19 protein-coding genes are annotated in these 24842 nt (G+C 61.6%); 10 read left to right on the forward strand and 9 right to left on the reverse strand.

From position 1 onward, the window contains the following. Nucleotides 1–17 precede the first annotated feature (17 nt). Entirely contained in the window at nucleotides 18–1121 is a 1104-nt protein-coding gene (locus tag ACSSNI_RS03840) for a cyclic nucleotide-binding domain-containing protein (RefSeq protein WP_200639390.1), read from the forward strand. Nucleotides 1122–1133: 12 nt separating this feature from the next. Here ACSSNI_RS03840 and chrA read toward each other — a convergent pair whose 3' ends face one another. Together chrA and ACSSNI_RS03850 are read right to left on the reverse strand one after the other, a co-directional pair. Further along, complete coding sequence (gene chrA, locus ACSSNI_RS03845; protein WP_200639391.1) at nucleotides 1134–2351, reverse strand: chromate efflux transporter; 1218 nt, start codon at nucleotides 2349–2351, stop codon at nucleotides 1134–1136. Between the two features lie 90 nt (nucleotides 2352–2441). Then, nucleotides 2442–3374 (reverse strand): DUF1853 family protein, encoded by a 933-nt coding sequence (locus ACSSNI_RS03850; RefSeq protein WP_200639392.1) that lies wholly within the window; start codon nucleotides 3372–3374, stop codon nucleotides 2442–2444. Between the two features lie 211 nt (nucleotides 3375–3585). Between ACSSNI_RS03850 and ACSSNI_RS03855 the strand changes: the two genes are divergently transcribed. From ACSSNI_RS03855 to ACSSNI_RS03890, 8 genes are all read left to right on the forward strand, one after another. Then, nucleotides 3586–4473 (forward strand): NAD(+) kinase, encoded by an 888-nt coding sequence (locus ACSSNI_RS03855; protein WP_045426155.1) that lies wholly within the window; start codon nucleotides 3586–3588, stop codon nucleotides 4471–4473. Beyond that, the gene (locus tag ACSSNI_RS03860) at nucleotides 4473–5432 is read left to right on the forward strand and encodes a metallophosphoesterase (RefSeq protein ID WP_200639393.1); all 960 of its coding nucleotides are present in this window, start codon (nucleotides 4473–4475) and stop codon (nucleotides 5430–5432) included. Before ACSSNI_RS03855 ends, ACSSNI_RS03860 begins: the two co-directional genes overlap by 1 nt. Next, a complete protein-coding gene (locus ACSSNI_RS03865; protein WP_200639394.1) occupies nucleotides 5433–6299 on the forward strand; it encodes a rhomboid family intramembrane serine protease in 867 nt (288 codons plus the stop codon). Between the two features lie 79 nt (nucleotides 6300–6378). After that, a complete protein-coding gene (locus ACSSNI_RS03870) occupies nucleotides 6379–6654 on the forward strand; it encodes a YeaC family protein (RefSeq protein ID WP_045426161.1) in 276 nt (91 codons plus the stop codon). Next, a complete protein-coding gene (locus ACSSNI_RS03875; RefSeq protein WP_102836213.1) occupies nucleotides 6654–7487 on the forward strand; it encodes a DUF2797 domain-containing protein in 834 nt (277 codons plus the stop codon). Before ACSSNI_RS03870 ends, ACSSNI_RS03875 begins: the two co-directional genes overlap by 1 nt. A 220-nt stretch (nucleotides 7488–7707) precedes the next feature. Further along, entirely contained in the window at nucleotides 7708–10365 is a 2658-nt protein-coding gene (gene pepN / locus ACSSNI_RS03880; protein ID WP_200639395.1) for an aminopeptidase N, read from the forward strand. Nucleotides 10366–10650: 285 nt separating this feature from the next. Next, nucleotides 10651–11742, forward strand: a complete 1092-nt coding sequence (locus ACSSNI_RS03885; protein ID WP_200639396.1) for a WD40/YVTN/BNR-like repeat-containing protein — start codon at nucleotides 10651–10653, stop codon at nucleotides 11740–11742. Between the two features lie 12 nt (nucleotides 11743–11754). Then, nucleotides 11755–14109 (forward strand): efflux RND transporter permease subunit, encoded by a 2355-nt coding sequence (locus tag ACSSNI_RS03890; RefSeq protein WP_102836215.1) that lies wholly within the window; start codon nucleotides 11755–11757, stop codon nucleotides 14107–14109. 82 nt (nucleotides 14110–14191) lie between these two features. Here the strand turns inward: ACSSNI_RS03890 and ACSSNI_RS03895 are convergent, their stop codons facing one another. The 5 genes from ACSSNI_RS03895 to nirB all read right to left on the reverse strand — a co-directional run bounded on the left by ACSSNI_RS03895 (nucleotide 14192) and on the right by nirB (nucleotide 21013). Next, entirely contained in the window at nucleotides 14192–14395 is a 204-nt protein-coding gene (locus ACSSNI_RS03895; RefSeq protein ID WP_200639397.1) for a hypothetical protein, read from the reverse strand. A gap of 102 nt (nucleotides 14396–14497) precedes the next feature. Next, on the reverse strand, nucleotides 14498–15235 hold the full coding sequence (gene cobA, locus ACSSNI_RS03900) for a uroporphyrinogen-III C-methyltransferase (protein ID WP_200639398.1): 738 nt from the start codon (nucleotides 15233–15235) through the stop codon (nucleotides 14498–14500). A 65-nt stretch (nucleotides 15236–15300) separates the two neighbouring features. Beyond that, nucleotides 15301–17997 carry a nitrate reductase gene (locus tag ACSSNI_RS03905; RefSeq protein WP_200639399.1) on the reverse strand — a complete coding sequence of 899 codons (2697 nt, stop codon included), beginning with the start codon at nucleotides 17995–17997 and terminating at the stop codon, nucleotides 15301–15303. Between the two features lie 189 nt (nucleotides 17998–18186). After that, on the reverse strand, nucleotides 18187–18513 hold the full coding sequence (nirD, locus tag ACSSNI_RS03910) for a nitrite reductase small subunit NirD (RefSeq protein WP_102836219.1): 327 nt from the start codon (nucleotides 18511–18513) through the stop codon (nucleotides 18187–18189). Nucleotides 18514–18562: 49 nt separating this feature from the next. Continuing rightward, nucleotides 18563–21013, reverse strand: a complete 2451-nt coding sequence (gene nirB, locus ACSSNI_RS03915; protein ID WP_200639400.1) for a nitrite reductase large subunit NirB — start codon at nucleotides 21011–21013, stop codon at nucleotides 18563–18565. Nucleotides 21014–21496: 483 nt separating this feature from the next. Between nirB and ACSSNI_RS03920 the strand changes: the two genes are divergently transcribed. Beyond that, nucleotides 21497–21817: a hypothetical protein gene (locus ACSSNI_RS03920; protein WP_102836221.1), complete on the forward strand. Its 321-nt coding sequence runs from the start codon at nucleotides 21497–21499 to the stop codon at nucleotides 21815–21817. Nucleotides 21818–21831: 14 nt separating this feature from the next. Here the strand turns inward: ACSSNI_RS03920 and ACSSNI_RS03925 are convergent, their stop codons facing one another. Next, the gene (locus ACSSNI_RS03925) at nucleotides 21832–23505 is read right to left on the reverse strand and encodes a bifunctional protein-serine/threonine kinase/phosphatase (protein ID WP_200639401.1); all 1674 of its coding nucleotides are present in this window, start codon (nucleotides 23503–23505) and stop codon (nucleotides 21832–21834) included. Between the two features lie 85 nt (nucleotides 23506–23590). After that, the gene (locus ACSSNI_RS03930; protein ID WP_200639402.1) at nucleotides 23591–24802 is read right to left on the reverse strand and encodes an MFS transporter; all 1212 of its coding nucleotides are present in this window, start codon (nucleotides 24800–24802) and stop codon (nucleotides 23591–23593) included. Nucleotides 24803–24842 lie beyond the last annotated feature (40 nt).

Raw genomic sequence — 24842 nt, forward strand, 5'->3', positions numbered from 1 at the left:
TCCCTTGGAATTCATGGATGAACAAGCCGCTAGCTTCGGATCTGCTCCAACGCCTGATTCCGCTCAACACGCTGCCGTCTCGGTATCTGCAGGAGATTCGTCATCAGTTGGTGCCGCATACCCTCGCGCCATGCGAGGTGCTGTTCGATGAGCAGACGCCGTCGGGTCTGAGCTATTTTCTCCTCAGCGGCACCCTGTTGCAGCTGACGCCGGATGGCGAGCGTCGTTTGGTTGCGGGCTCGTCTGAAAGTTGCCATGTTTTTGCCTCCGGCGTACGGCTGAACAAAGTCTGCGCCCTGGAAGATGCCAGCGTGTTGTGCATCGACAGTGCGCAGCTCGAGCGCCTTGTGACATGGCAGCATGCCAATGCCGATCTACTGTTGGAGCTGGCAACGGCAGGTGAACTGACCGACTGGCTCGAAGCGTTGCTGGAAAACCCGTTGTTCGCCAAGGTGCCCCCGGCAAACGTACGCGACATGCTTACCAAGCTCGAAACCATCGACCTTCCGGCCGGCCACGTGCTGCTGCGTGAAGGGGAGGCCGGCGACTGTTGCTACTTTCTGAAGAGTGGCCGCGCCGAGGTTATGACCGGCCTTGGCAGCGCCAGCCAGGTAGTGGCGGAGCTGGACGTCGGAGCCTGCTTCGGGGAAGAAGCGCTGCTGACCGACGCACCGCGTAACGCCACCGTTACGCTGATCGAGGATGGCTGCGTGCTGAAGCTGGCGCGCGAGAATTTCGTTGCGCTATTGAAAGCGCCGGTGGTTGACGAGCTCAGCCTCGAGGAGGCCAACGCGCTGATCGAGCAGGGTGCTCAATGGCTGGATGTCCGGTTGCTGGAAGAGTATGAGCGGGGGCATGCCCAGCAAGCGCTGACGATGCCACTGCATCTGTTGCGGCTGAAGACGCGATTGCTGAAGCAGGATCGGTTGTACCTGTGTTACTGCGACAGCGGCAAACGCAGCGCCAGCGCGGTGTTTCTGCTGACGCAGTTGGGCTTCAGCGCGTATCCGCTGCGGGGCGGCCTCGACGGGCTGTCGGCGGAGGATTATGCGATGTTGCTCTGTGAGCAGGGTAACGGTTACCTCGCACGTTCCGGCGGACGTACCGAACTCAGCGGCTGAGCCGATGTGATCCTAGCTCAGCATGACAAGTAGCCAGCCGCCGATGCCACCGGCCATTACCACCAGCCAGGGCGGCAACTTCCACACCATCAGGGCCGCCAGAGCAATCGCTGCCAGGACAATGTCAACAGGGCCATAAATCGTGCTGGTCCACACCGGATCGTACAGCGCAGCAAGTAACAGGCCGACCACCGCCGCATTCACACCGCCCAGTGCAGCCTGCATCCTTCGATTGGCGCGCAGACGATCCCAGAAAGGCATAGCGCCAAATACCAGTAGAAACGAGGGGATGAACACGGCAATCAGGCACAGCGCGGCGTTGATCAGACTGCTGCCGCTGCCAATTGAGGCCCCGAGAAAAGCTGAGAAGGTGAACAGCGGTCCTGGGACCGCCTGGGCTGCGCCGTAACCGGCCATAAACGTGTCGTTGCTGACCCAGCCGTTGGGCACGACTTCGGCTTGCAGTAGCGGCAGCACCACATGGCCTCCCCCGAAGACCAAGGCCCCGGCGCGGTAGAAGCTGTCGACCATCGCCACCAGCTGGTTGCTCGAGACAGCAACCAAGGCGGGCAGCAGCAGCAGTAAGGCAAAGAACAGCAGCAACGCCAAGACGCCGGCTGTTCGGCTCACGCGAGGCTGGAAGGGCGTCAGGCCGGACGCCGCAGCCGGACGAAACAACAGCAACCCCGTCAGACCGGCGATGGCAATGACGACCAGCTGCGCCCAGGCACTGGCCAACAGCAGAACAGCGCATGCAGCCAGCAGGGCGATAGCGATACGCTGGCCACCGGTGCACAGATTGCGCGCCATTCCCCACACCGCCTGAGCCACGACCGCGACCGCGACGACTTTCAGTCCGTGGAGGACTCCGTCCGGCAAGCTGTCCCCCCAGCGGCCGACGCCAAGCGCGAACAATGCCAACGCTATTGCTGAGGGCAGGGTGAATCCCGTCCAGGCCGCCAGCGAACCGCGATAGCCGCCCCTCAGCAACCCTATGGCGATCCCGACCTGGCTGCTCGCCGGGCCGGGGAGAAACTGACAGAGCGCAACCAGGTCCGCATAGCCTTGCTCGTCGAGCCAGCGCAGGCGGTGGACGAACTCTTCACGGAAATAGCCCAGATGCGCCACCGGACCGCCAAATGAGGTCAGACCCAGGCGCAGGAATAACATAAAAATTGTCCACGGATTCGAGTGTTCCGGGGCGTTTGAATGGAGCTGGTCCGAGCTCATCGAGGCTGACCCTTGCGGTGAAAGGAGGCGGCACTGCTGTCGCCGCTCAAGTCTGCAGGATGCCGATGACGTTTTCACGTCAGCTGCGGCTCAGTGAGCCGGCCAGGCGCTGGGTACCAGGAACAGGCGCTCCTGTTCGAGCCAGGTTCCGTTCGCCTGCGGCTCCAGGCGCACCAGCATTTTCGCCTGGCGCTGACCCTCTACTGCGCTGAGCCAACGATCGAAATCGGCCCGCTTCCAAACGTCATCCAGCGGCATCTGCGCAGGTGCCAGCCATGCATGCCGGGGTAGCGGTTGCCAGGTGGCGCGATCGTCGTATCCAGCGAAGCTGGCCCAGTCTTGGTGACGCAGCCAGCGCCCGCCCAGATGTCTTGGGTCGGCGCCAACAGGCGCAGAGCACCTGCTTGCTAGCGGCCGGAACAGATAGCCGCCCAGCCACAGTGCGCTGTTGATCTGGGCGCAGGTCAGCTCGCTGAGCAGCAGCTGCGCGGCGGGCTCCGACGGCAGCCTGAGTTGATGCTCGCAAAGTCGCCGCAGCTTGATATCGAGCCGGTCGTGGCTGCCGGGGCCCAGCCAGCGATCGTGCCGTGCGCTGTCGCCGTCCAGCCCAAGGTAGAACTTAACGGCCAGTTCCAGGTGATGGACGCCTTCCCGGTCGCGCAGGAGCAGATCCAGTTCGCCCAGGGTATGACCGCCTTGACGGATCGGCAGATTTGCCACCAGCAGATCGATATCCGGCGCCTGGCACAACGCAAATTGCCAGAGTCGCTCGTAATAAAGGCCCAGCCGCCGAACACTGCGTTGTGCAAGCCAGGCATCAAGAACGCCCGGCTGCGTGTCGAGCAGGCGCAGCCAGTCCGCCAGTTCATCAGGCTGCTCAGCCCAGCGGCTGGCCGTAAGGGGGTGTCGCTGCGGTGCCGGGGCTTCGCTCAGCAAAGGTGGCGAAAGCAGCGCCCAGGCGAGATCCCGCACGGCGGGGTGCTGCAGGCTGGGAAGCAGATCACCAAGACAAGGAAGATTCATGCAAGCAGCATAGCCGAGGTTGGTTTGCTGCCACTTCCAGCTTTCGCCCATAATTCGTCGGCTGCATTGCGACAGGGCATCCAGGTCAACACAGGGCGTTGAACTTGAGTGTGCCTACGCGACACCAAATCAGTGCCTGTTAAGCTTCGGCCGGTCGGTGTTTCTTCTGTTGCGCAATTGCTTGTCACCCGTCTCGCCTCAGGGAGCTTCAATGGATCAGTTCCGCAATATCGGCATCATCGGCCGCCTGGGCAGTTCCCAGGTGCTGGATACCATTCGCCGGTTGAAGAGATTCCTCGTGGAGCGCCATCTGCACGTGATTCTCGAAGAAAACATCGCTGAGGTGCTGCCTGGCCATGGCATGCAGACCTCGTCGCGGCAGCGTCTCGGCGATTCCTGCGATCTGGTGATCGTGGTGGGTGGCGACGGCAGCTTGCTGGGCGCGGCGCGTGCGCTGGCCAAACATCGGGTCCCGGTGCTGGGGATCAACCGTGGCAGCCTTGGGTTTCTCACCGATATCCGCCCCGATGAGCTGGAAGAGAAGGTCGCGGAGGTGCTCAGTGGGCAATACACCCTCGAGAATCGTTTCCTGCTCGAGGCTCAGGTGCGGCGCTTCGAGGAGTCCATCGGTGAAGGCGACGCGCTCAACGACGTGGTGCTGCATCCCGGCAAGTCGACCCGGATGATCGAGTTCGAGCTGTACATCGATGGTCAGTTCGTCTGCAGTCAGAAGGCCGACGGGCTGATCATTGCCACCCCCACAGGCTCTACGGCCTATGCGCTGTCCGCCGGCGGGCCGATCATGCACCCACGCCTGGATGCGATCGTGGTTGTTCCGATGTACCCGCATACCTTGTCCAGCCGGCCGATCGTGGTGGATGGCAACAGCGAGCTGAAAATCGTCGTTTCCCCGAACATGCAGATCTATCCGCAGGTCTCCTGTGATGGGCAGAACCATTTCACCTGTGCGCCAGGCGATACCGTCACGGTGCGCAAGAAACCGCAAAAGCTTCACCTGATCCACCCGCTTGACCACAATTATTACGAGGTCTGCCGCACCAAACTTGGCTGGGGCAGCCGACTCGGTGGAGGGGAATAGTGTTTGTCGACCCGGAGCGCAGCTACGACCTGATCGGGGACGTGCATGGTTGTGCCCACACCTTGACCCGCCTGCTCGAGCAGCTGGGCTATCGTCACCACGGAGATGTGTGGCGGCATCCACGCCGGCAAGTGATCTTTCTTGGCGACATCATCGATCGCGGCCCTCGGATTCGCGAGGCACTGCATTTGGTCCATGCAATGGTTGAAGCGGGGCAGGCGCATTGCATCATGGGCAATCATGAATTCAACGCGTTGGGCTGGTATACCCCGGCACCGCCCGAGAGCGGCAAGACCTTCGTTCGTGATCACACGCCGCGTTACGCCATGCTGTTGCAGCATACCTTTGAGCAGTTCGAGCAATATTCGGAAGAGTGGAGTGCCTTCCGCGAATGGTTCATGACGTTGCCGCTGTACCTCGAAAGCGAGCGTTTTCGCGTCGTGCATGCGTGCTGGGACAACGCTGTGATCAGTCAGCTGCGACTGCGGCTGAGCCAGGGTCGCGTCGATCTGGATTTTCTGCGTGACGCCGCGTTCAGCCAGGGCTTCGCTGCCAAGGCGCTGGACCGGCTCCTGCGCGGCACCGACATGCCGCTGCCGGAAGGCCTGACCTTGACCAGTGCTGAAGGCTTCACCCGCAGTTTTTTCAGGACGAAGTTCTGGGAAGAGAACCCGCAGACCTACGGCGATATCGTTTTTCAGCCAGACGGCCTGCCGGAGAAGGCTGCGCGGATCCCGCTCAGCGAAAGCCAAAAAAACCAACTGTTGCTCTATGGCCCCGATGACCCGCTGTTGTTTGTCGGGCACTACTGGCGCAGCGGAACGCCGGCGCCGATCCGGCCCAACCTCGCCTGTCTTGATTACAGCGCGGTGAAATACGGCAAGCTCGTCGCCTACCGGCTCGATGAGGAAACCAGACTCGACCCAGCGAAGTTCGTCTGGGTAGACGTGGAGCGATAGATGAACATCGTTGAGGCGCTGCGCCTGCCATTGTCAGAAGACCTGAGCGGATTCATCGCCTTGTTGCATCGCCTGCAGGTCCCTTGCCGGGTCTCCGAAGAGTCCGGCGAGCAGGTGTTGCGGGTACCGGCGGCAACCGCTGAACAGGTCCGAGAGCTGTATCAGCGCTACCCCAGGGGCGATGGCGCTGTGGTAGCCGAACAACCGGCACGCCGGGGCGGCGGTTTCTTAGCCAGCCTTCGCCGCAGCCCGCTGACAGCAGCCGTGTTGTTGCTGACGATGATCGCCGCCGCGATCACCATTCTTGGTGAAAACTTCGAGACCATCCGCTGGTTCAGCTTTGGTGACTTCCGCATCGACGGTGACTACGCCTACTTTGCGACGCTTGAGCAGACGCTGGCCGCCGGGGAGTGGTGGCGACTGGTGACACCCATCTTCGTCCATTTCGGCTTCCTGCACCTTGCCATGAACTCGATGTGGTACTGGGAACTCGGGCGGCGCATCGAATATCGACAAGGTGCGCTGATGTTGCTTGGCCTGACGCTGGTGTTCGGTGTCGTGTCCAACATGGCGCAATACACCTACGGCGGCCCGGGCCTATTTGGCGGCCTTTCCGGCGTCTTGTACGGACTGCTCGGGCATTGTTGGCTGTTCCAGAAACTGTCGCCCGACGAGGCCTACCGGTTGCCCCCAGGCGTTGTGGTGCTGATGCTGGTCTGGCTGGTGATCTGCCTGACGGGCGTGATCGAAGTGGTCAGCTTCGGCGCCTTGGCGATTGCCAACGCAGCCCACGTTGGCGGGCTGGTGGCCGGCTGCCTGACGGGCATTCTAGGGGGACTGCTGTCGCGCCGCAGGGCCGCGGTCTAGTGCAGCACAACGGCTGATCGGTTTTCCCTAAAACCGCGCCGCTCGGTAGAATGCGCCCTCGTTTCCCCGGGAGCCGGTCATGTCGTCCTTTATCGAAGCCATCGAAAACATCACCCCTGAAATCTACGAAAACCTGAAGACCGCCGTCGAGCTGGGCAAGTGGAGCGACGGCCGTAAGTTGACGCCCGAGCAGAAAGAAACCTGCCTCGGCGCAATGATTGCCTGGGAGATGAAGAACCTGCCGGAAGAGGAACGCACCGGCTACATGGGTGGCCAGGAATGCGCCTCCAAGAGCAAGAACAAGGCGCCTATCGATACCAGCCTGTTTTCACCCGCTTCCGGGACCCGACACTGATGCTCGAGCTGGGACGCGGCGCCCTGAGCAAGATGTCGATTCAACTGGGTGATCAGGCCCAGTATTCCTTCCGCCTGAACGACACGCTGGTGCCGGTCAATCCACTGATCGGCAAGACGATTCGGCTGGAGTACCTGGGCGCCATCCATTGCAGCCACTGTGGCCGTAAGACCAACAAGAGTTTCAGCCAGGGTTATTGCTATCCCTGCTTCAAGAAACTGCCGCAATGCGACATCTGCATCATGAGCCCGGAAAAATGCCACCACGACTTCGGCACCTGCCGCGATCCGCAGTGGGGCATGGACTTCTGCATGACCGACCATGTGGTGTATCTCGCCAACTCGTCGGGCATCAAGGTTGGCATCACACGTGCTACGCAACTGCCGACGCGCTGGCTCGATCAGGGCGCCAGCCAGGCGCTGCCGATCATGCGCGTCGCGACTCGACAACAGTCGGGTATGGTCGAAGACCTGTTGCGCAGTCAGGTGGCAGACCGCACCAACTGGCGCGCGCTGCTCAAGGGCGATGCTGAGCCCATTGATCTGGTCGAGATCCGTGAACAGATCTTTGATGCCTGCGCCGAAGGGTTGCGGGAGCTGCAACAGCGCTACGGGCTACAGGCGATCCAGCCAGTGGCCGATGCACAGGTGCTGGAGATCCGCTACCCCGTTGAGGCCTACCCAACCAAGATCGTCAGCCTGGACCTGGAAAAGACGCCGGTGGTCGAAGGCACCCTGCGGGGCATCAAGGGTCAATATCTGATTCTCGATACAGGCGTTATCAACGTTCGCAAGTTCACGTCGTATCAGGTAGCTGCAAGCAGCGCGGCGTAGGGTGGATCACGCGTCACCGATCCACCGGGTGGCGACCCACGGGTGGCCATCCACCCAAATGAACACAGCGGCAGAATTGGTGGATGTAGAAAGCGACATCCACCCTACGGATCGATCATGCAGCTACTGGTTGGATCACGCATGACGATCCGCCCAACAGATGCTATTCACCTGCAGCTTCAAGCTCGCCGCTTTTAGCTGCCTCGAAGAGGCCCAGCCGATGCGCACCGAACAACCGAAAGTCATTCATCTCAAGGATTATCAGGTTCCGGATTACCTGATCGATGAAACCCACCTGACCTTCGAGCTGTACGAGGACCGCACTATGGTCCATGCGCAGCTGGTCATGCGGCGCAACCCGGAGGCGGGTGCCGGTCTGCCTTCCCTGCGGCTGGATGGCCAGGATCTCGAGCTGATCTCCCTGTCGATCAACGACCGTCCGCTCGGCCTGGGTGATTACGAAATCTGCGAAGAAAGCCTGACGCTGCAGCCCGACGCGGCGAATTTCACCCTCGACAGCACAGTGGTGATTCACCCTGAAAGCAACACGGCGTTGGAAGGCCTCTACAAATCCGGCAGCATGTTCTGCACCCAATGTGAGGCCGAGGGCTTCCGCAAGATCACCTATTACCTGGACCGCCCGGATGTGATGAGCACCTTCACCACGACGGTCAGCGCCGAGAAGCAGGCCTATCCGATCCTGCTGTCTAACGGCAACCCGCTGGCCAGCGGCGAAGAAGACGACGGCCGTCACTGGGCGACCTGGGAAGATCCGTTCAAGAAGCCAGCCTATCTGTTCGCCCTGGTGGCGGGTGACCTCTGGTGTATCGAGGACAGCTTCACCACCATGAGCGGTCGGGATGTAGCGCTGCGCATCTACGTCGAGCCGGAGAATGTCGACAAATGCCAGCACGCCATGGACAGCCTGAAGAAGTCCATGAAGTGGGACGAGGAAGCCTACGGCCGCGAATACGATCTGGATATCTTCATGATCGTCGCGGTCAACGACTTCAACATGGGCGCCATGGAGAACAAGGGCCTCAACATCTTCAACTCCAGCGCCGTGCTGGCGCGCGCCGAAACGGCCACTGATGCTGCTCACCAGCGCGTCGAGGCCATCGTCGCTCACGAGTATTTCCACAACTGGTCGGGCAACCGCGTGACTTGCCGCGACTGGTTCCAGCTGTCGCTGAAGGAAGGCTTCACGGTATTCCGCGACTCGCAGTTTTCCGCTGATATGAACTCGCCGACTGTTAAGCGGGTGGAGGACGTGTCCTACCTGCGCACCCATCAGTTCGCCGAGGACGCCGGCCCGATGGCGCATTCGGTACGCCCGGAATCCTTCATCGAAATCTCCAACTTCTACACCCTGACCGTTTACGAGAAGGGCGCCGAAGTGGTTCGCATGATCCAGACGCTGCTGGGCGAGGAGGGTTTCCGCAAGGGCAGCGACCTCTACTTCGAGCGGCATGATGGCCAGGCCGTCACTGTTGACGATTTCGTCAAGGCCATGGAAGACGCCAACGGCGCCGACCTGACCCAGTTCAAGCGCTGGTACAGCCAGGCTGGCACACCGCGTCTGGTTGTCAGCGAGCAATACGACGCCACCGCAAAAACCTACGGCCTGACGTTCCGCCAGAGCTGCCCACCTACGCCTGGGCAGAGCGAGAAGTTGGCGTTCGTCATCCCGGTTTCGCTGGGCCTGCTGGACGGGCAGGGCAATGAAATCGCCTTGCGCCTCCAAGGCGAAGACGCTGCAGTGGGCACTACCCGTGTGCTGGCAGTCGACCAGCCTGAGCAGACCTTCACCTTTGTCGACGTGCCAGAGCAGCCGCTGCCGTCGCTGTTGCGCGGTTTCTCCGCGCCGGTGAAGCTGGACTTCCCCTACAGCCGCGATCAGCTGATGTTCCTGATGCAGCATGACTCCGACGGCTTCAACCGCTGGGAAGCGGGCCAGCAGCTGTCGGTTCAGGTTCTGCAGGAGATGATCGGCCAGCACCAGCGCGGCGAAGCGCTGCAGCTTGATCAGCGTCTGGTCGAAGCATTGCGCAGCCAGTTGGAGGACGAGCGCCTCGATCAGGCTATGGTAGCCGAGATGCTGTCACTGCCGAGCGAGGCCTACCTCACCGAAATCAGTGAGATGGCGGATGTCGATGCCATCCATGCGGCACGCGACTTCGCGCGCCAAGGCATTGCTACCGCGCTGTTCGATCTGCTCTGGAAGCGTTATCAGGCCAATCGCGAGGTGTCGCGCCAGACTTCTTATGTCGCCGAAGCCAGCCATTTTGCTCGTCGCGCCTTGCAGAACATCTCGCTGTCCTACCTGATGCTGAGCGGCAAGCCTGACGTGGTGGCCGCGTGCGTGGACCAGTTCGAGCAGGCCGATAACATGACCGAGCGCCTGACGGCGTTGGCGGTATTGGTCAATTCAGACTTCGAGGCCGAGCGCGCCAAGGCACTGGAAGCCTTTGCTGAGCACTTCAAGGACAACCCGCTGGTTATGGATCAGTGGTTCAGCGTCCAGGCCGGCAATACGCAACCGGGTGGCCTGGAGCGCGTCCAGCATCTGATGCAGCATCCGGCGTTCACGCTGAAGAACCCGAACAAGGTGCGTGCGTTGATCGGGGCCTTCGCCAATCAGAACCTGGTCAACTTCCACCGGGCCGATGGCGCCGGTTACCGCTTCCTCGCTGACCAGATCATCGTACTCAACAAGCTCAATCCGCAGATCGCTTCACGGCTGCTGGCGCCGCTGACCCGCTGGCGCAAGTACGATGCCGGTCGTCAGGGCCTGATGAAATCAGAGTTGGAACGCATCCTGGCGTCCGGTGAGTTGTCGAGTGATGTCTACGAGGTGGTAAGCAAGAGCCTTGCCTGATCAGGGTTGCGACTTGAGGCCATGACTATCGAAAATCCCGCGCTTGCCGCGGGATTTTTCGTTCACAGAGGTGCTAGCCGGTCGCGATCAGACATCCCCTTCCAATGCCGGAGAAGAAGAGCGCCAAGCGCCGTGCCATAAGGCATACCTATCACGCAACATCATTGAGCCATGCTTAACAAAACATAACGTCCAGCCAATTGCCGCCGCTTTCGAAAGCCCTATAGCATGGCCTCGCCTGCCTTCCTACGCAGGCCTTACCTAATAAGAATAAAGGGGGTATGTATGAGTGAGCCCGTCATGTGGCGCACACCGGTTGGCCGCGTGGAAAAAACGACACGCACGCCGATGTTCCGTAGTCAATCGCCGCTGGCAAGAACGCTCTCGCTCTGCAGTGTTCTCTCCATCCTGTTTCTAGCCGCGCCTGCTCAGGCCCAAAACCCTGCCGAGCCGGGCGTTCGATATGCGATCGAATCGCAGCAAGCCGCCACCAGCTTGCTTCTCGATATTGCCCATGCGGGCAAGCGTCTGGTGGCGGCCGGTGATCGCGGCCACATCCTCTATTCCGACGACGGTGGTTCCAACTGGACACAGGCCAAGGTGCCTACCCGGCAGCTGCTGACGGCGGTGTATTTCGCTGACGAACAGCACGGTTGGGCGGTCGGTCACGACGCGCTGATCCTAGGCACTACGGACGGCGGTCAGACCTGGACGCAGCAGTACGAGAACCGCGAGGGCGAAGTGCCGCTGCTCGACGTCTGGTTCGAGAATGCCCAGCACGGTTTCGCCACCGGCGCTTACGGCGTGTTGTTGGAAACCACCGACGGCGGCGAGAACTGGGAAGACGTTGCCGACCGCCTGGACAACGAGGACGGCTCTCACCTCAATGCCATCGCCGAGATTCCCGGGTCCGGCCTGTTCATCGTCGGCGAGATGGGCGGCATGTTCCGCTCCGCCGACATGGGTGAGACCTGGGAGCGCGTTGAGTCGCCTTATCAGGGCTCGTTCTTCGGCGTTGTTGGCGGTGGCGAACCGGGTGTCGTGGTCGCGTTTGGCCTGCGCGGCAACCTGTTCCGCTCAACCGATTTTGGCGACAGCTGGCAAGCCATCGAGCTGTTGGACGATGGTGATGCGGTCGAGTCGGGACTGGCTGATGGCAACAGGCTGGCCGATGGACGCATCGTCGTGGTAGGCCACGGTGGCACCGTGCTCAGTAGCGAGGACAGCGGAAAGAGCTTCAAACTGTTCAGCCGCCCTGATCGGCGCTCTCTGTCGGGCGTCGTCTCCAATCCGGACGGCAACCTGATCCTCGTCGGGCAGAGCGGTGTCAGGATCGTTTCGCCGACCGGCGCCAACCTGCCTGCACAACAACAATAAGCCGGAGCCAACATGACCAAGCATCAGCAGAAGCCGGCGTCGTTTCTCGAGCGCCTGATATTCAACAATCGACCGGCAGTGATCCTTGTCTGCCTGTTGATCAGCGTATTCCTGTTCTACCAGGCTGCCCAGGTTCGTCCTTCGACCAGCTTCGAAAAGATGATCCCGCTGGGGCATCCGTACATTCAGAACATGCTCCAGCATCGCGATGATCTGGCCAATCTGGGCAACACGGTGCGGATCTCCGTGGCAGCCAAGGACGGTGACATCTTCGCCAAGGACTACATGGAAACGCTGCGTCAGATCCATGACGAAGTGTTCTATATCCAGGGTGTCGACCGCTCCAACATGAAGTCGCTTTGGAGTCCCAGCGTTCGCTGGACCGAGGTGACAGAGCAGGGCTTCGCCGGCGGTGAGGTCATTCCGCAGACTTATGACGGGTCGCCGGAAAGTCTCGATGACCTTCGCAGCAACATTCTCAAGTCCGGTCAGGTCGGGCGTCTGGTCGCCAACGACTTCAAGTCCAGCATCATCGACGTGCCGCTGATGGAGTCCTACTCGGATCCGGATGATCGCAGCAAGCAGATCAAGCTCGACTACCAGAAGTTCTCTCACGAACTGGAAGAGAAGATTCGCGACAAGTACGAGGCGCAGAATCCGAATGTGGAGATTCACATCATCGGTTTCGCCAAAAAGGTCGGTGACCTGATTGATGGTCTGGTCGGCGTCGCACTGTTCTTCTTTGTCGCCATTGGCATCACGCTGGCGCTGCTGTTGTGGTTCACCCGCTGCTTCAAGAGCACCATCGCGGTGGTGGTGACGACCCTGATTGCCGTGGCCTGGCAGCTTGGTCTGCTGCACACCCTGGGATTCGGGCTCGATCCCTATTCGATGCTGGTGCCGTTCCTGGTATTTGCCATCGGGATCTCCCATGGCGTGCAGAAGATCAACGGTATCGCCATGGCTTCCGGCGAAACCGACGACCCGTTAGCTGCGGCACGGATGGCGTTCCGCCAACTGTTCATTCCTGGCATGGTGGCCTTGGCGTCCGACGCCGTCGGCTTCGTGACCCTGCTGTTGATCGATATCGGGGTAATCCGCGAACTGGCGATCGGTGCTTCGCTGGGCGTGGCGGTCATTATCCTGACCAACCTGATCCTGCTGCCGGTGGCGATTTCCTACATGGGCATCAGTCAGCGTGCAGTCAAGCAGGCTCGCGAGGAGGCTGCGCGTAACCACCCGTTCTGGCGTCTGCTGTCCAACTTTGCCAACCCGATCGTCGCGCCGATTTCCATTGTCATCGCGCTGCTCGCCGTGGGTGGTGGACTTTGGTACGGACAGAACCTGAAGATCGGTGACCTCGACCAGGGCGCACCGGAACTGCACCCGGACTCGCGTTACAACCTCGACAACGACTTCGTCATCAGCAACTACTCGACCAGTTCGGACGTGCTGGTGGTGATGGTGAAAACGGCGCCCGAGGGCTGCGCCCATTACGACACGCTCGCCGCCATGGACGAGCTGATGTGGAAAATGGAGAACACCGAGGGTGTCCAGTCAGCGGTGTCGATGGTCACCGTGGCACGGCAAAGCATCAAAGGCATGAACGAGGGCAGCCTGAAGTGGGAGACCTTGTCTCGTAACCAGTTCGTGCTGAACAGCTCCATCGCGCGTGCCGAAGGCATGTACAACAGCGATTGCTCGCTCGCGCCGGTGCTGGTGTTCCTCAATGACCACAAAGCCGAGACGCTGGAGCATGTTGTTTCTGCGGCCCGCGAGTTCGCCGAGGAAAACAACCGCGAAGGGCTAGAGTTCGTCCTTGCTGCAGGCAATGCCGGTATCGAAGCAGCGACCAACGAAGTAATCGCCGCCTCCGAAACCACCATGCTGATTGCGGTCTACGCAGCGGTGAGTTTCATGTGCTTGCTGACCTTCCGCTCTGTCGCTGCGACCCTGTGCATCGTCCTGCCGCTGGTGCTGACCTCCATCCTAGGCAACGCGCTGATGGCCTTCATGGGGATTGGCGTAAAAGTCGCGACGCTGCCGGTGATCGCGCTCGGGGTGGGTATTGGTGTGGACTACGGCATCTATATCTACAGCCGTCTGGAATCCTACCTGCGCCAGGGCATGACGCTGCAGGATGCCTACTACGAAACCCTGAAGTCGACTGGCAAGGCGGTGGTTTTCACCGGCATCTGCCTGGCCATCGGTGTGTTCACCTGGGTGTTCTCGGCGATCAAGTTCCAGGCTGACATGGGCCTGATGTTGACCTTCATGTTCCTCTGGAACATGGTCGGCGCGATCTGGCTGCTGCCTGCATTGGCGCGCTTCCTGATCAAACCGGAGAAGCTGCGGCAGAAGGCGTGATGCTCGAACCGTGACAAAAAAACCGCGACCTCAGGGTCGCGGTTTTTTTATATCCCGCTGGACCTGCAAATGACGCACCCAGTTATGGCTGAACGTCCTTGATCAGTTGCAACTTGACTGGATAGCCCTGGGCAGGCTGCACCACGGTTTCGGTCTCGGTGATGTTTAACACTTTTCCGCTCGGGTCTTTTGTCACCGTTACGGTCTTGGTGTACGTGCTTTGCACGACGCAGCCTGTCAGCAAAGCTGCAGCAGCTAGGGCAGCGAAATATGCGGGCGTTTTCATCGGTTGGCTCCGTGCCTAAATGTGGGGCGCGGAAACTACCATCACATTGCCATCATGGCCACCAAACCAATCAAACGCGTGTGTGAGTCCAATGCACGCAGGCTATGCGATTCGGCTCAAAACCTGCGTTACGGCCTGCGCCGAGACCTCGCCGATGACCAGAATCGCTGGGCTTTTGAGCTGAAAAGCGGCTGCGTCAGTGCACATCGCACCGAGCTGCGAACGACATTCGCGTTGCTGCGGTAATGAGGCGTTTTCGATCATCGCCACCGGGGTGCTGGCCGACAGGCCGCCTTCCATGAGACCGAGCTGAACCTGCTGCAAGCTGCTCACGCCCATGTAGACGACCAGGGTGGTGCCGGTTTGCGCCAGCGCATGCCACTCGGGGCTGCTGCCGTCGAGCGTGTGCGCGGTAACCAGTGTCACGCCGCGTGCCACGCCGCGCTGGGTCAGCGAGATACCGCACTGTGTGGCACCAGCCAGGCCGGCGGTGATGCCATTCACCAGTTCGACCTCTATCCCGCGCTGGGCCAGCCATTCGGCTTCTTCGCCACCGCGGCCGAAAATGCATGGATCACCACCTTTCAGGCGCACCACGCATTTGCCCTGGCGTGCATAGCGCAGCATCAACCGATGGATGAAGGCTTGTGGTGTCGACCGGCAGCCGCCGCGTTTGCCCACTGGGATCACCCGCGCGTTGGGGCAGTGTTCGAGAATGGCGGGATTGACCAGATCATCGATCAGTACGACCTGTGCCTCACCCATGGCGCGTACGGCCTTGAGTGTCAGCAGCTCCGGATCACCGGGCCCCGCGCCAACCAGCCAGACTTTTGCGCTCATGTTTCCACCTCACCTGTTGCTTTAATCACGTCGGCGACGCGCCATGCATCGCCAGCTGTTGATGTTCAAGCCACTGCCGGTTGTTTCACCAGCAGCCGCTTGATTTCCGGTACGCAGGAGCCGCAACTGGTGCCGCACCCCAGCTCCCGCTTCAATCCATTCAAATCCAGGCCCCGCTCGATGCCTGAACAGATCGCGTCTTGGCTGACGTTCATGCAGTTGCACAGCGTCTTGGCGGGACGCACGTCGCCGCCTGGCGGCGTGCTCAATGGCGCGAGCAACCAGCGGCGCAGTGCCTGGTCGGCCTTGCCGTCGTGCCAGAGTTGCTTGAGCCAGTCGCGCGCGGCGGTTTCGCCGGACAGACTGAGGGCGACAATGCGGCCATCCTCGATACGCACCCGCTTGCCGACGCTGCGTCGCGGGTCGTCATAGACCAGCACAGGACCTTCATCTAGGCCGAGCAGTTGCTCAAGTTGCGCCAGTTGCGTGCGGCTAGGCGGCTCGTTGCATGCCGCGCGGATCACCAGCGCCGGCCGCTCGCGGCCGGTCAGGCTGAAGCTGGCGTAGGCGAAGCCTTCGAACAGCGGGCGCAGCGCTTCGAAGCGTTTCTGCACGGAGCCTTCGACCAGGGCAAAGAGCTGCCATGGCAGCTCAACCTTTTCCACCTCGACCCCGGCGTGCTTGAGTTCCGGTTGCTTGGAAATCGGGTCGAAGGCCGGCAGCGTGAGGCTGTTGACGCCCAAGCCCTTGAGGAAGCGGTCACCCCAATGCATCGGCAGGAAAGCCTGGCCCGGACGTAGGCTGTCGTCCTTGTGAACCGGCAACAGCAATTCGCCTCTGCGGCTGCGCACCTTGACCAGTTGGCCATCGAGCAGGCGACGACGGCGCATGTCATCGCCGTTCATGCTGAGCAGCGCTTCTTCGACATGGCCGAACAGCCGAGCGGCAGTACCGGTGCGGCTCATGCCGTGCCAGTGATCACGCAGGCGGCCGGTGTTCAGTGTCAACGGAAACCGCGCCTCGCGTTTCTCCTTCGGCGCCTGATATTGCTCGGCGAGGAAACGTGCGCGGCCGTTGTCGGTCGGGAACACGCCGTCTTCGTAGAGTCGCGGCGTGCCTTGCCGAGCACCGGCGGGGAAGGGCCATTGCTGCGGGCCGAGGCGGTCGATCACGTTGTGGCTGAGGCCGGACAGGTCAAGGTCGCGGCCCAGTGTGAGCAGCTTGTATTCGTCGAACAGCGCGGCTGGGTTGTTGAAGTCGAACAGGCTGGCCTGACCGGGACGCATCAGGCTTTCCAGCCGCCGGGCAAAATCGCAGGTGATCGACCAGTCGGCACGCGCCTGACCCGGTGCGGCGATGGCCGAGCGCACATGGCTGACGCGGCGTTCGGAATTGGTCACCGTGCCTTCCTTTTCGCCCCAACTGGCGGCGGGCAATAGCAGGTCAGCGTAGCGGCAGGTTTCAGTGGTGAAGAAGGCTTCCTGCACCACCACGAACGGGCAAGCCGCCAGGGCTTCGTGAACCTTCTGCTGGTCCGGCATCGATTGCGCGGGGTTGGTGCAGGCGATCCACAGTGCTTTGATCTTTCCGCTGCGCACCGCCTCGAACAGCTCGATGGCCGAGAGACCAGCGGTTTCCGGCAGTGCGGGCACGCCCCAATAGTCGGCGACCTCGGCGCGATGCTCGGCATTGCCAGCTTCGCGATGACCGGGTAGCAGGTTGGACAGGCTGCCCGTCTCGCGGCCGCCCATGGCGTTGGGCTGGCCGGTCAGCGAAAAGGGGCCGGCGCCAGGCTTGCCAATCTGCCCGGTAGCCAGATGCAGGTTTATCAATGCACTGTTCTTGGCGCTGCCGGCCGTGGACTGGTTGACGCCCATGCACCAGAGCGAAAGGAAGCTCGGCGCGCTGCCGATCGTGCGCGCGCAATCCTGCAGCTCGGCCACGCTGATGCCGCAGAGGTCCGCGACCAGGACCGGGCTGTAATCGCGCACCAGACGCTTCAGGTCCTCGAAACCGTCGGTGTGGGCTTCGATGAAGTCCCGGTTGATCCATCCCTCCCACAGCAGTATGTGCAGGATGCCGTGGAACAGTGCGACGTCCGTGCCCGGAAGAATCGCCAGATGCTGGTCGGCCAGCTCGGCGGTGTCGGTGCGGCGTGGATCGACCACGATGATCTGCATCTCGGGTCGTTTAGCCTTGGCTTCTTCGAGGCGGCGAAACAGCACCGGATGCGCATAGGCCATGTTGCTGCCGACGATCAGCACGCAGTCGCTTTGCTCAATGTCTTCGTAACTGCAGGGTGGCGCGTCGGCACCGAGGCTGCGCTTGTAGCCAACCACGGCTGAGGACATGCACAGGCGCGAATTCGAGTCGATGTTGTTGGTGCCCACCAGCGCGCGGGCCAGCTTGTTGAACGCGTAGTAATCCTCGGTCAGCAACTGCCCGGAGATATAGAAGGCAACGCTGTCCGGCCCGTGCTCGGCGATGGTCTCGGCGAATACATTGGCAGCATGATCGAGCGCGCTGTCCCAGCCGGTACGTGTACGGGCCAGGGCTTTGCCCAAGCGCAGCTCGGGGTAGAGCGCCCGGGCGTCGAGATCGCCGGTCAGGTGCAGGGTCGAACCTTTGCTGCACAGTTTGCCGAAGTTTGCTGGATGGCTGGGGTCGCCGTTGACATCAAGGATGCGCTCGCCGTCGTGCTCGATCAGCACGCCGCAGCCCACGCCGCAGTAGCAGCAGGTAGAGGCGGTTGTCATTTGCATGGCGCGGTCTCCTGATGAGATTCCCTAACCGTAGGGTGGGCTTTAGCCCACCGTGGCTTGGCTTTAGCAACGGTCTTCAACATTGAAATTCCAGCACGCATCTCTCTTCTATAACCCGAGCTGCGGTTGCGCGGGTTGGTGGGCTGAAGCGGAGCGCCGCCCGGCCCACCCTACGGTTGCCCGCCACGCTCAGGCGCACTCCGTTGCGCTGTTCAGCGAAAGCAGCACGCGACCGTTCTCGATGCGGGCTTCATGGCGATGGGCACAGCCAACATCGGGCGCGACCGCTTCGCCGCTGTCGAGGTTGATCTGCCAGTTGTGCAGCGGGCAGGCGACCTGCTTACCGAACACGATGCCCTGGGACAGTGGGCCGCCCTTGTGCGGGCAGCGGTCGTCCAGCGCGAACACTTGATCGTCGGCGGTACGGAACACCGCAATGTCGCCTTTCGGCCCGGCGACAATGCGTGCGCCGAGTGGGTTGATCTCGTCCAGGGAGCAGATATCGAACCATTTCATGGAGTGTTTCCTCGCGATGGGGTGATCGGCTGGAGCTGACGGCGGCCGCTCATGCCGGCTCGATCTGGGTCAACTGGATGGTTTCGTACTCTTTCTTCAACGATTGCTCGGCGATGGCCTTCTTCCAGCCGTCGCCCTCGAAACTTAGCGAGAACATCAGCCGCTGGGCCAGCGCCTTGCGCCGGGCTTCGTCCTCGAGAACGACCTTCTTGATGTATTCCAGGCCGACCCGCTGCATGTAGTGCACGGTGCGCTCGAGGTAGAAGGCTTCTTCGCGGTAGAGCTGAAGAAAGGCAAAGCTGTATTCGGCGACTTCTTCTGCGGTTTTCACCTTGACGAAGAATTCACCGGCCTCGGTCTTGATCCCGCCATTGCCGCCGACGTAGAGCTCCCAGCCCGAGTCCACGCCGATGATGCCGACGTCCTTGATGCCCGATTCGGCGCAGTTGCGCGGGCAGGCGGAGACGGCCAGCTTGACCTTGTGCGGCGAGTACATACCGAACAGCGCCTTCTCCAGATCGATGCCCAGCGCGGTCGAATTCTGGGTGCCGAAACGGCAGAACTCCTTGCCGACGCAGGTCTTCACGGTGCGAATGGATTTGCCGTAGGCGTGGCCGTCCGGCATGTCCAGGTCTTGCCAGACTTTCGGCAGGTCATCTTTCTTGATGCCCAGCAGGTCGATGCGCTGGCCACCGGTGACCTTGACCATCGGCACCTGGTACTTGTCGGCAACATCCGCAATGCGGCGCAGCTCGGCAGCATTGGTCACGCCGCCGAACATGCGGGGCACCACCGAGTAGGTGCCGTCTTTCTGGATATTGGCGTGGGCGCGCTCGTTGATGAAGCGCGACTGCGGGTCGTCCTTCGCTTCGCCCGGCCAGGAGGAGATGAGGTAGTAGTTCAACGCCGGGCGGCAGGTGGCGCAGCCGTTGGGCGTGCGCCAGTTCAGGTAGCTCATCACATCCGGAATGCTGATCAGGTGTTGCTCGACAATGGCTTTGCGCACCTGCCCATGCGGCAGATCACTGCACCCGCAGATGGCTTTTTCGCTCTTGGGCTTTACGTCCGCCGCACCGCCGACGGTGTTCATCAGGATCTGTTCGACCAGCCCGGCGCAGGAGCCGCAGGAGCTGGCCGCCTTGGTGTGCTTCTTCACGTCGTCAACGGAGAACAGCCCGTGTTCCTGAATCGCCTTGACGATGTCGCCCTTGCACACACCGTTGCAGCCGCAGACTTCCATGCCGTCGGGCATGGCCATCGCCTTGTTCTGACCCTGATGACCGGTGTCACCGATGGCGCCTTCACCGAACATCAGGTGATCACGGATTTCGCTTACATTGTGGCCTTCGCGAACCTGACGGAAATACCAGCCACCATCGGCGGTGTCGCCGTACAGGCAAGCGCCGACGAGGATGTTGTCCTTGATCACCAGCTTCTTGTAGACCCCGCCGATGGGGTCGGAGAGGGTGATGGTCTCGGTGCCTTCACCGCCGAGGAAATCGCCAGCGGAGAACAGGTCGATGCCGGTGACCTTGAGCTTGGTCGAGGTCACCGAGCCGAGGTAGCGGGAGAAACCGAGCATCGCCAGGTGGTTGGCGCAGACCTTGGCCTGCTCGAACAGCGGCGCCACTAGTCCGTAGGCTGTGCCGCGATGGTTGGCACACTCGCCGACGGCATACACGCGCGGGTCATAGGTTTGCAGGGTGTCATTGACCAGGATGCCGCGGTCACAGGGAATGCCGGCTCTTTCGGCCAGCGCGCTGTTGGGTCGGATACCGGCGGCCATCACCACCAGATCGGCGTCGATGACCTCGTCATCGGCAAAGCGCACGGCCTTGACCCGACCGGCTTCGTTGCCGATCAGCTCGGCGGTCTGCTTTTTCATCTTGAAGCTCAAGCCGCGGCTTTCCAGGGCGTTCTGCAGGAGGGTGCCGGCCGTCTTATCGAGCTGGCGCTCCATCGGCCATTCACCGATGTGCACAACCGTGACGTCCATGCCGCGCAGCTTCAGACCGTTGGCGGCTTCCAGCCCAAGCAGTCCGCCACCGATTACCACGGCGTGCTTGTGGGTCTTGGCAGCGTCCATCATCGCCTGCGTGTCAGCGATGTCGCGATAACCGATCACGCCCTCCAGATCATTGCCGGGAACTGGCAGGATGAAGGGATTCGACCCTGTGGCGATCAGCAGTCGGTCATATTCCGCCTCGCTGCCATCCTCAGCGATTACACGGCGCTTGACTCTGTCGATCTCGACCACTTTGCGGTTCAGCATCAAGCGGATGTTGTTGTCGGCGTACCACTTGAGATCGTTGAGCACGATCTCCTCGAAGGTCTGCTCTCCGGCCAGCACAGGGGAGAGCAGGATTCGGTTGTAGTTGGGATGCGGCTCGGCACCGAACACGGTGATGTCGTAAAGCTCGGGGGCAAGCTTGAGCAGCTCTTCCAGGGTGCGTACCCCGGCCATGCCGTTGCCGATCATCACCAGCTTGAGTTTCTTCATGCCGTTCTCCCCCTAGACCGAGCAGTCGATAGCTGCCTGCCGTGCCGTTGTAAAAATCCAGAACGAAAAAAGGCGTCCCACTGATCTCCCAGTGAGGACGCCTTTGTCCTTTTTTCCGTATTCGGAGCCCGACCCTCCACGTTGAAGGTCTGGCCTATGTGAGGCAGGTAATGCAGAGGCTGTGCCAACCGGTCTTTTGAGTGTTTTCAGCGGTTTAGCTGCCGCTATGCGAACGCAATTGACGATTTATTGCACCCCGATGAAGCGCTCTGCGCAGCACTGGTGCAGACCGCTACCAAGGCCTGCCGGAAATTGGCCGTTGACAGCCGCCGTGCCGCTTTTCTATTGTTCAGCCCATGCGCCGATTTAGTCAGCTACTTGCGGGGCGCCTGGAGCCGAAGGCTTCGAAATACCGCTAAAGCGCTGGTTCGGTGTCGCCTCCCACCGCTGCCCAGCGGAATTCTTGAGGCGGGACTTCTCCCAATGAATGCACTGCAACGCGCTCCTCTACGCTTGGCCCCGATCACTGGCGGGCTGGTTCGTAGCAATCCAAAAATCCTCCTTGGCGGTAGCCATCAGCCCTCGCTTCTGCGCTATCTGGACGGCTGGCCGAAGCGCTGGGGCAGGCCGCGCGCCTTTGTCGTTCAGTTCACCGGAGCTGATGAATCGCTGGCGCACTTCGCCTCCAACAGTTTTGACCTGGCGGTAGTCCAGGCGCCGAGCGCAGAGCGTCTGGAGGAGTGTGTGCGGCAGCTGACGCGCGTTTCTCGGCAAGGCTTGATCGTCCGACGCGTCAGCATTTGACGGCGAGTCGTTCGCTAAGCGCCTTTCGTCAACCAGACGAGCATGACCAGGTTCAACAGCAGTGAGCACAAGGCCAGGCTGCGCCAGACCTTCAACGGTTCACGCTCCAGCAGCGGCAGCTTGGGTGCAGCGCCTGCCAGGCGCTCGCCCTGTTCCAGGGTCAACAGCCATTCTTCCGCGGTTTCGAAGCGCTGTGAGGGATCAGCCGCGACGGCGCGTTTGAGCATGTCGTCCAGCCACTGGGGCAGGTCGGGGCGATAGCGACTGGCCGGCACCGGGTTGCCGAAACGCGGCCGCTGGAAGGCTTCGATTTCGCCGTAGGGGTAGTGGCCTGTGAGCAGATAAAAAAGCGTGACGCCGGCTGCGTAGAGGTCCTGTTCCCGGCTTGGCACTGCGCCAGCAAAGGCTTCCGGGGCGATATAGCTCGGCGTACCCGGCAGGTTGTGCGGTTGATCCTGGGATAGGCCCGGGCAGTATGCGAGGCCGAAGTCCAGCAGGCGTAGCTCACCGGCATCATCGCTGTGCAGATTTTCCGGCTTGATGTCGCGGTGCAGGATGTTGCGCCGATGCAACATGCCCAGCGCGCGAATCAGGCGTGGCGTCAGCTGCAACCAGTCGACCATCGCCATCGGGCCCTGCTGGGTGAACTGCTGGGCGAGGGTCTGGCCGCTGTACTCGCGCTGGACGTAGTACAGGTGCTGGCGCTGCGGCAGGCCGTGGGTTTCCGGAAAGTGCCGGCCAGCGACGCGGCGTAAAAACCATTCTTCCTGCAGCAGTGCCGGCCCGGCTTGAGGCTCGTCATGACGACCTGGCGGCAAGGTCTTCAACAGCCAGGGCTGACCCTGCTGATCGCTGACCCGGTAAACCAGCGATTGCCGCGACTCGGCCAATAACGCCGTGACTGTCCAGCCTTCGAACACCTGCCCCGGGCGCAGCTTTGGCGGCAGGGGCCAGCTCGCCAGTTGCACGAGTGAGTCAGCCAGCGCCGTTTCCGGCAGTTCGTCGACCCGGAGCAGCAGCGCGCTGGCGTTGTCCTGGCTGCCGGTCTGGTGGGCGAGATGGACCAGCGCATGGGCCGCGCGCGCGAGATCCGGCTCGGCCCGCAGGATGTTCTGAATATCGCCCTCGGTAATGCTGGCCCAGACGCCGTCGCTCAGCAGCACAAAGCTTTCGGCAAGCCTGAGTTCGCCGTCGAGATAATCCACCACCAGGTGCTGGTCCAGCCCCATCGCGCGCTTGAGCACGTGCTGCATGCCGGGTTGTTCCCAGACATGGTCTTCGCTTAGCCGCTGCAGCTCGCCATCCAACCAACGGTAGGCGCGACAATCGCCAACATGGGCGAGGGTGAAGCGGCGCCCGCGCAGTACCAGCGCGGTCAGCGTGGTCAGCAAAGGCAGCCCGCCACCATTGGCCTGTAGCCAGCGATTGTGCGCGACCAACAGTCGATCCAGCGACTGCGCGACGGTCCAGGTTTCCGGCGTGGCGTAGTAGTCGGTCGCCAATGCCTGCAGGGTCGCCCGAGCGGCGAGGCCGCCGTCAGCGCAGTGGCTGACGCCATCGGCGATGGCGAACAGCGCCCCCTTGCTGGCAGCAAGGCCAGGGGTCGGCGTCACGATCCGCAGGGCGTCCTGGTTTTCTTCGCGAGGGCCGGTGGCGGTGGCTTCACCAAACGACAGCTGCAAGGGCATGGGGGAAACTCCAATGGCGCGCCTGCAAAAACGAACGACGAAGGCAGGCCCTGAGGCCTGCCTTCCGAGTGTTGCCTGGATGAACTCAGACGCGGGCGGCAGTCATCGCGGCAGAACCCCAGGTGGTTCTCCAGCGGCGCTTCACACCATAGAGGCCAAACCACGCCAGCGCACCCAGGCTGGCGAACAGCCAGAGGCCCAGCTGATAGTCTCCCGTGGCCTGTTTGACGGCGCCGAGACCTGCGGTGAGCAGGAAACCACCAATGCCGCCAGCCATGCCGACCAGGCCGGTCATCACGCCGATTTCCTTGTGGAAGCGTTGTGGCACAAGTTGGAACACCGCACCGTTGCCCGCTCCCAGGCTGAGCATGGCGACCACGAACAAGGCCAGTGCAGCCGTCGAACTCGGTAGATTGAAGCCGACAACGAACAGGCAAACGGCAGCAACGGTGTACATCACCAGCAACGAGCGGATCCCGCCGATTCGGTCGGCCAGTGCCCCCCCGAGCGGGCGCAGCATGCTGCCGGCAAAGACGCAGGCGGCGGTGTAATAGCCGGCCTTGACCGGGTCGAAGGCGTACTGATCATGGAAATAGCCCGGCAGGGTACTGGCCAGACCGAGGAAGCCGCCGAAGGTGACGCTGTAGAAGAACATGAACCACCAGCTGTCTCGGTCGCCGAGGGCTTTCATGTAGTCGGCAAAGGACTTTGGCGCCGGACGATTCGGTGCATTCTTCGCCTGCGTAGCGAAGATGATCAGCACCAGGACCAGTGGAATCAGCGCGAGACCGAACACATTGCTCCAGCCAAACATCGTCGCCAGCACAGGTGCGAACAGCGCCGCGAAAACGGTACCGGAGTTGCCCGCACCGGCAATGCCCATAGCCTTTCCCTGATGCTGCGGTGGATACCACTGCGAAGCCAGTGGCAGGGCGACGGCGAAGGAGGCTCCTGCCATGCCAAGGAAAAGGCCGAGCAACAGGGCTTGTTCATAACTGTGAATGCCGTGGAGCCAGGCCACGAACAGCGCAGCGATCACCACGACCTGACCGAACAGCCCGGCGGTCTTGGGGGAGGTGCGGTCGGCCAGCATGCCCAGCACCAGGCGCAGCACTGCACCGGAAAGGATGGGCGTGGCGACCATGAAGGCACGCTGCTGGGTGGTGAGGCCGAGGTCGGCCGCAATCTGCACGCCAAGCGGGCCAAGCACGTACCAGACCATGAAACTCAGGTCGAAATAGAGAAAAGCGGATAACAGGGTCGGCGTGTGGCCGGCTTTCCAGAAACTGGTATTCATCGGGTGGGCTCCAGGCATTCGTCTTGTGCAAAAGAGGCCG

The sequence above is a fragment of the Stutzerimonas tianxiuensis genome (genome assembly GCF_053470365.1).

Coding starts and splice junctions, on each gene's coding strand:
- chrA (WP_200639391.1), bottom strand. CDS start 2,351: ATGAGCTCGGACCAGCTCCATTCAAACGCCCCGGAACACTCGAATCCG.
- ACSSNI_RS03925 (WP_200639401.1), bottom strand. CDS start 23,505: ATGCCCTTGCAGCTGTCGTTTGGTGAAGCCACCGCCACCGGCCCTCGC.
- ACSSNI_RS03850 (WP_200639392.1), bottom strand. CDS start 3,374: ATGAATCTTCCTTGTCTTGGTGATCTGCTTCCCAGCCTGCAGCACCCC.
- nirD (WP_102836219.1), bottom strand. CDS start 18,513: ATGAAATGGTTCGATATCTGCTCCCTGGACGAGATCAACCCACTCGGC.
- ACSSNI_RS03920 (WP_102836221.1), top strand. CDS start 21,497: ATGAATGCACTGCAACGCGCTCCTCTACGCTTGGCCCCGATCACTGGC.
- ACSSNI_RS03865 (WP_200639394.1), top strand. CDS start 5,433: ATGAACATCGTTGAGGCGCTGCGCCTGCCATTGTCAGAAGACCTGAGC.
- ACSSNI_RS03855 (WP_045426155.1), top strand. CDS start 3,586: ATGGATCAGTTCCGCAATATCGGCATCATCGGCCGCCTGGGCAGTTCC.
- ACSSNI_RS03870 (WP_045426161.1), top strand. CDS start 6,379: ATGTCGTCCTTTATCGAAGCCATCGAAAACATCACCCCTGAAATCTAC.
- cobA (WP_200639398.1), bottom strand. CDS start 15,235: ATGAGCGCAAAAGTCTGGCTGGTTGGCGCGGGGCCCGGTGATCCGGAG.
- ACSSNI_RS03890 (WP_102836215.1), top strand. CDS start 11,755: ATGACCAAGCATCAGCAGAAGCCGGCGTCGTTTCTCGAGCGCCTGATA.
- ACSSNI_RS03930 (WP_200639402.1), bottom strand. CDS start 24,802: ATGAATACCAGTTTCTGGAAAGCCGGCCACACGCCGACCCTGTTATCC.
- ACSSNI_RS03875 (WP_102836213.1), top strand. CDS start 6,654: ATGCTCGAGCTGGGACGCGGCGCCCTGAGCAAGATGTCGATTCAACTG.
- ACSSNI_RS03885 (WP_200639396.1), top strand. CDS start 10,651: ATGAGTGAGCCCGTCATGTGGCGCACACCGGTTGGCCGCGTGGAAAAA.
- nirB (WP_200639400.1), bottom strand. CDS start 21,013: ATGAAGAAACTCAAGCTGGTGATGATCGGCAACGGCATGGCCGGGGTA.
- ACSSNI_RS03840 (WP_200639390.1), top strand. CDS start 18: ATGAACAAGCCGCTAGCTTCGGATCTGCTCCAACGCCTGATTCCGCTC.
- ACSSNI_RS03895 (WP_200639397.1), bottom strand. CDS start 14,395: ATGAAAACGCCCGCATATTTCGCTGCCCTAGCTGCTGCAGCTTTGCTG.
- ACSSNI_RS03905 (WP_200639399.1), bottom strand. CDS start 17,997: ATGCAAATGACAACCGCCTCTACCTGCTGCTACTGCGGCGTGGGCTGC.
- pepN (WP_200639395.1), top strand. CDS start 7,708: ATGCGCACCGAACAACCGAAAGTCATTCATCTCAAGGATTATCAGGTT.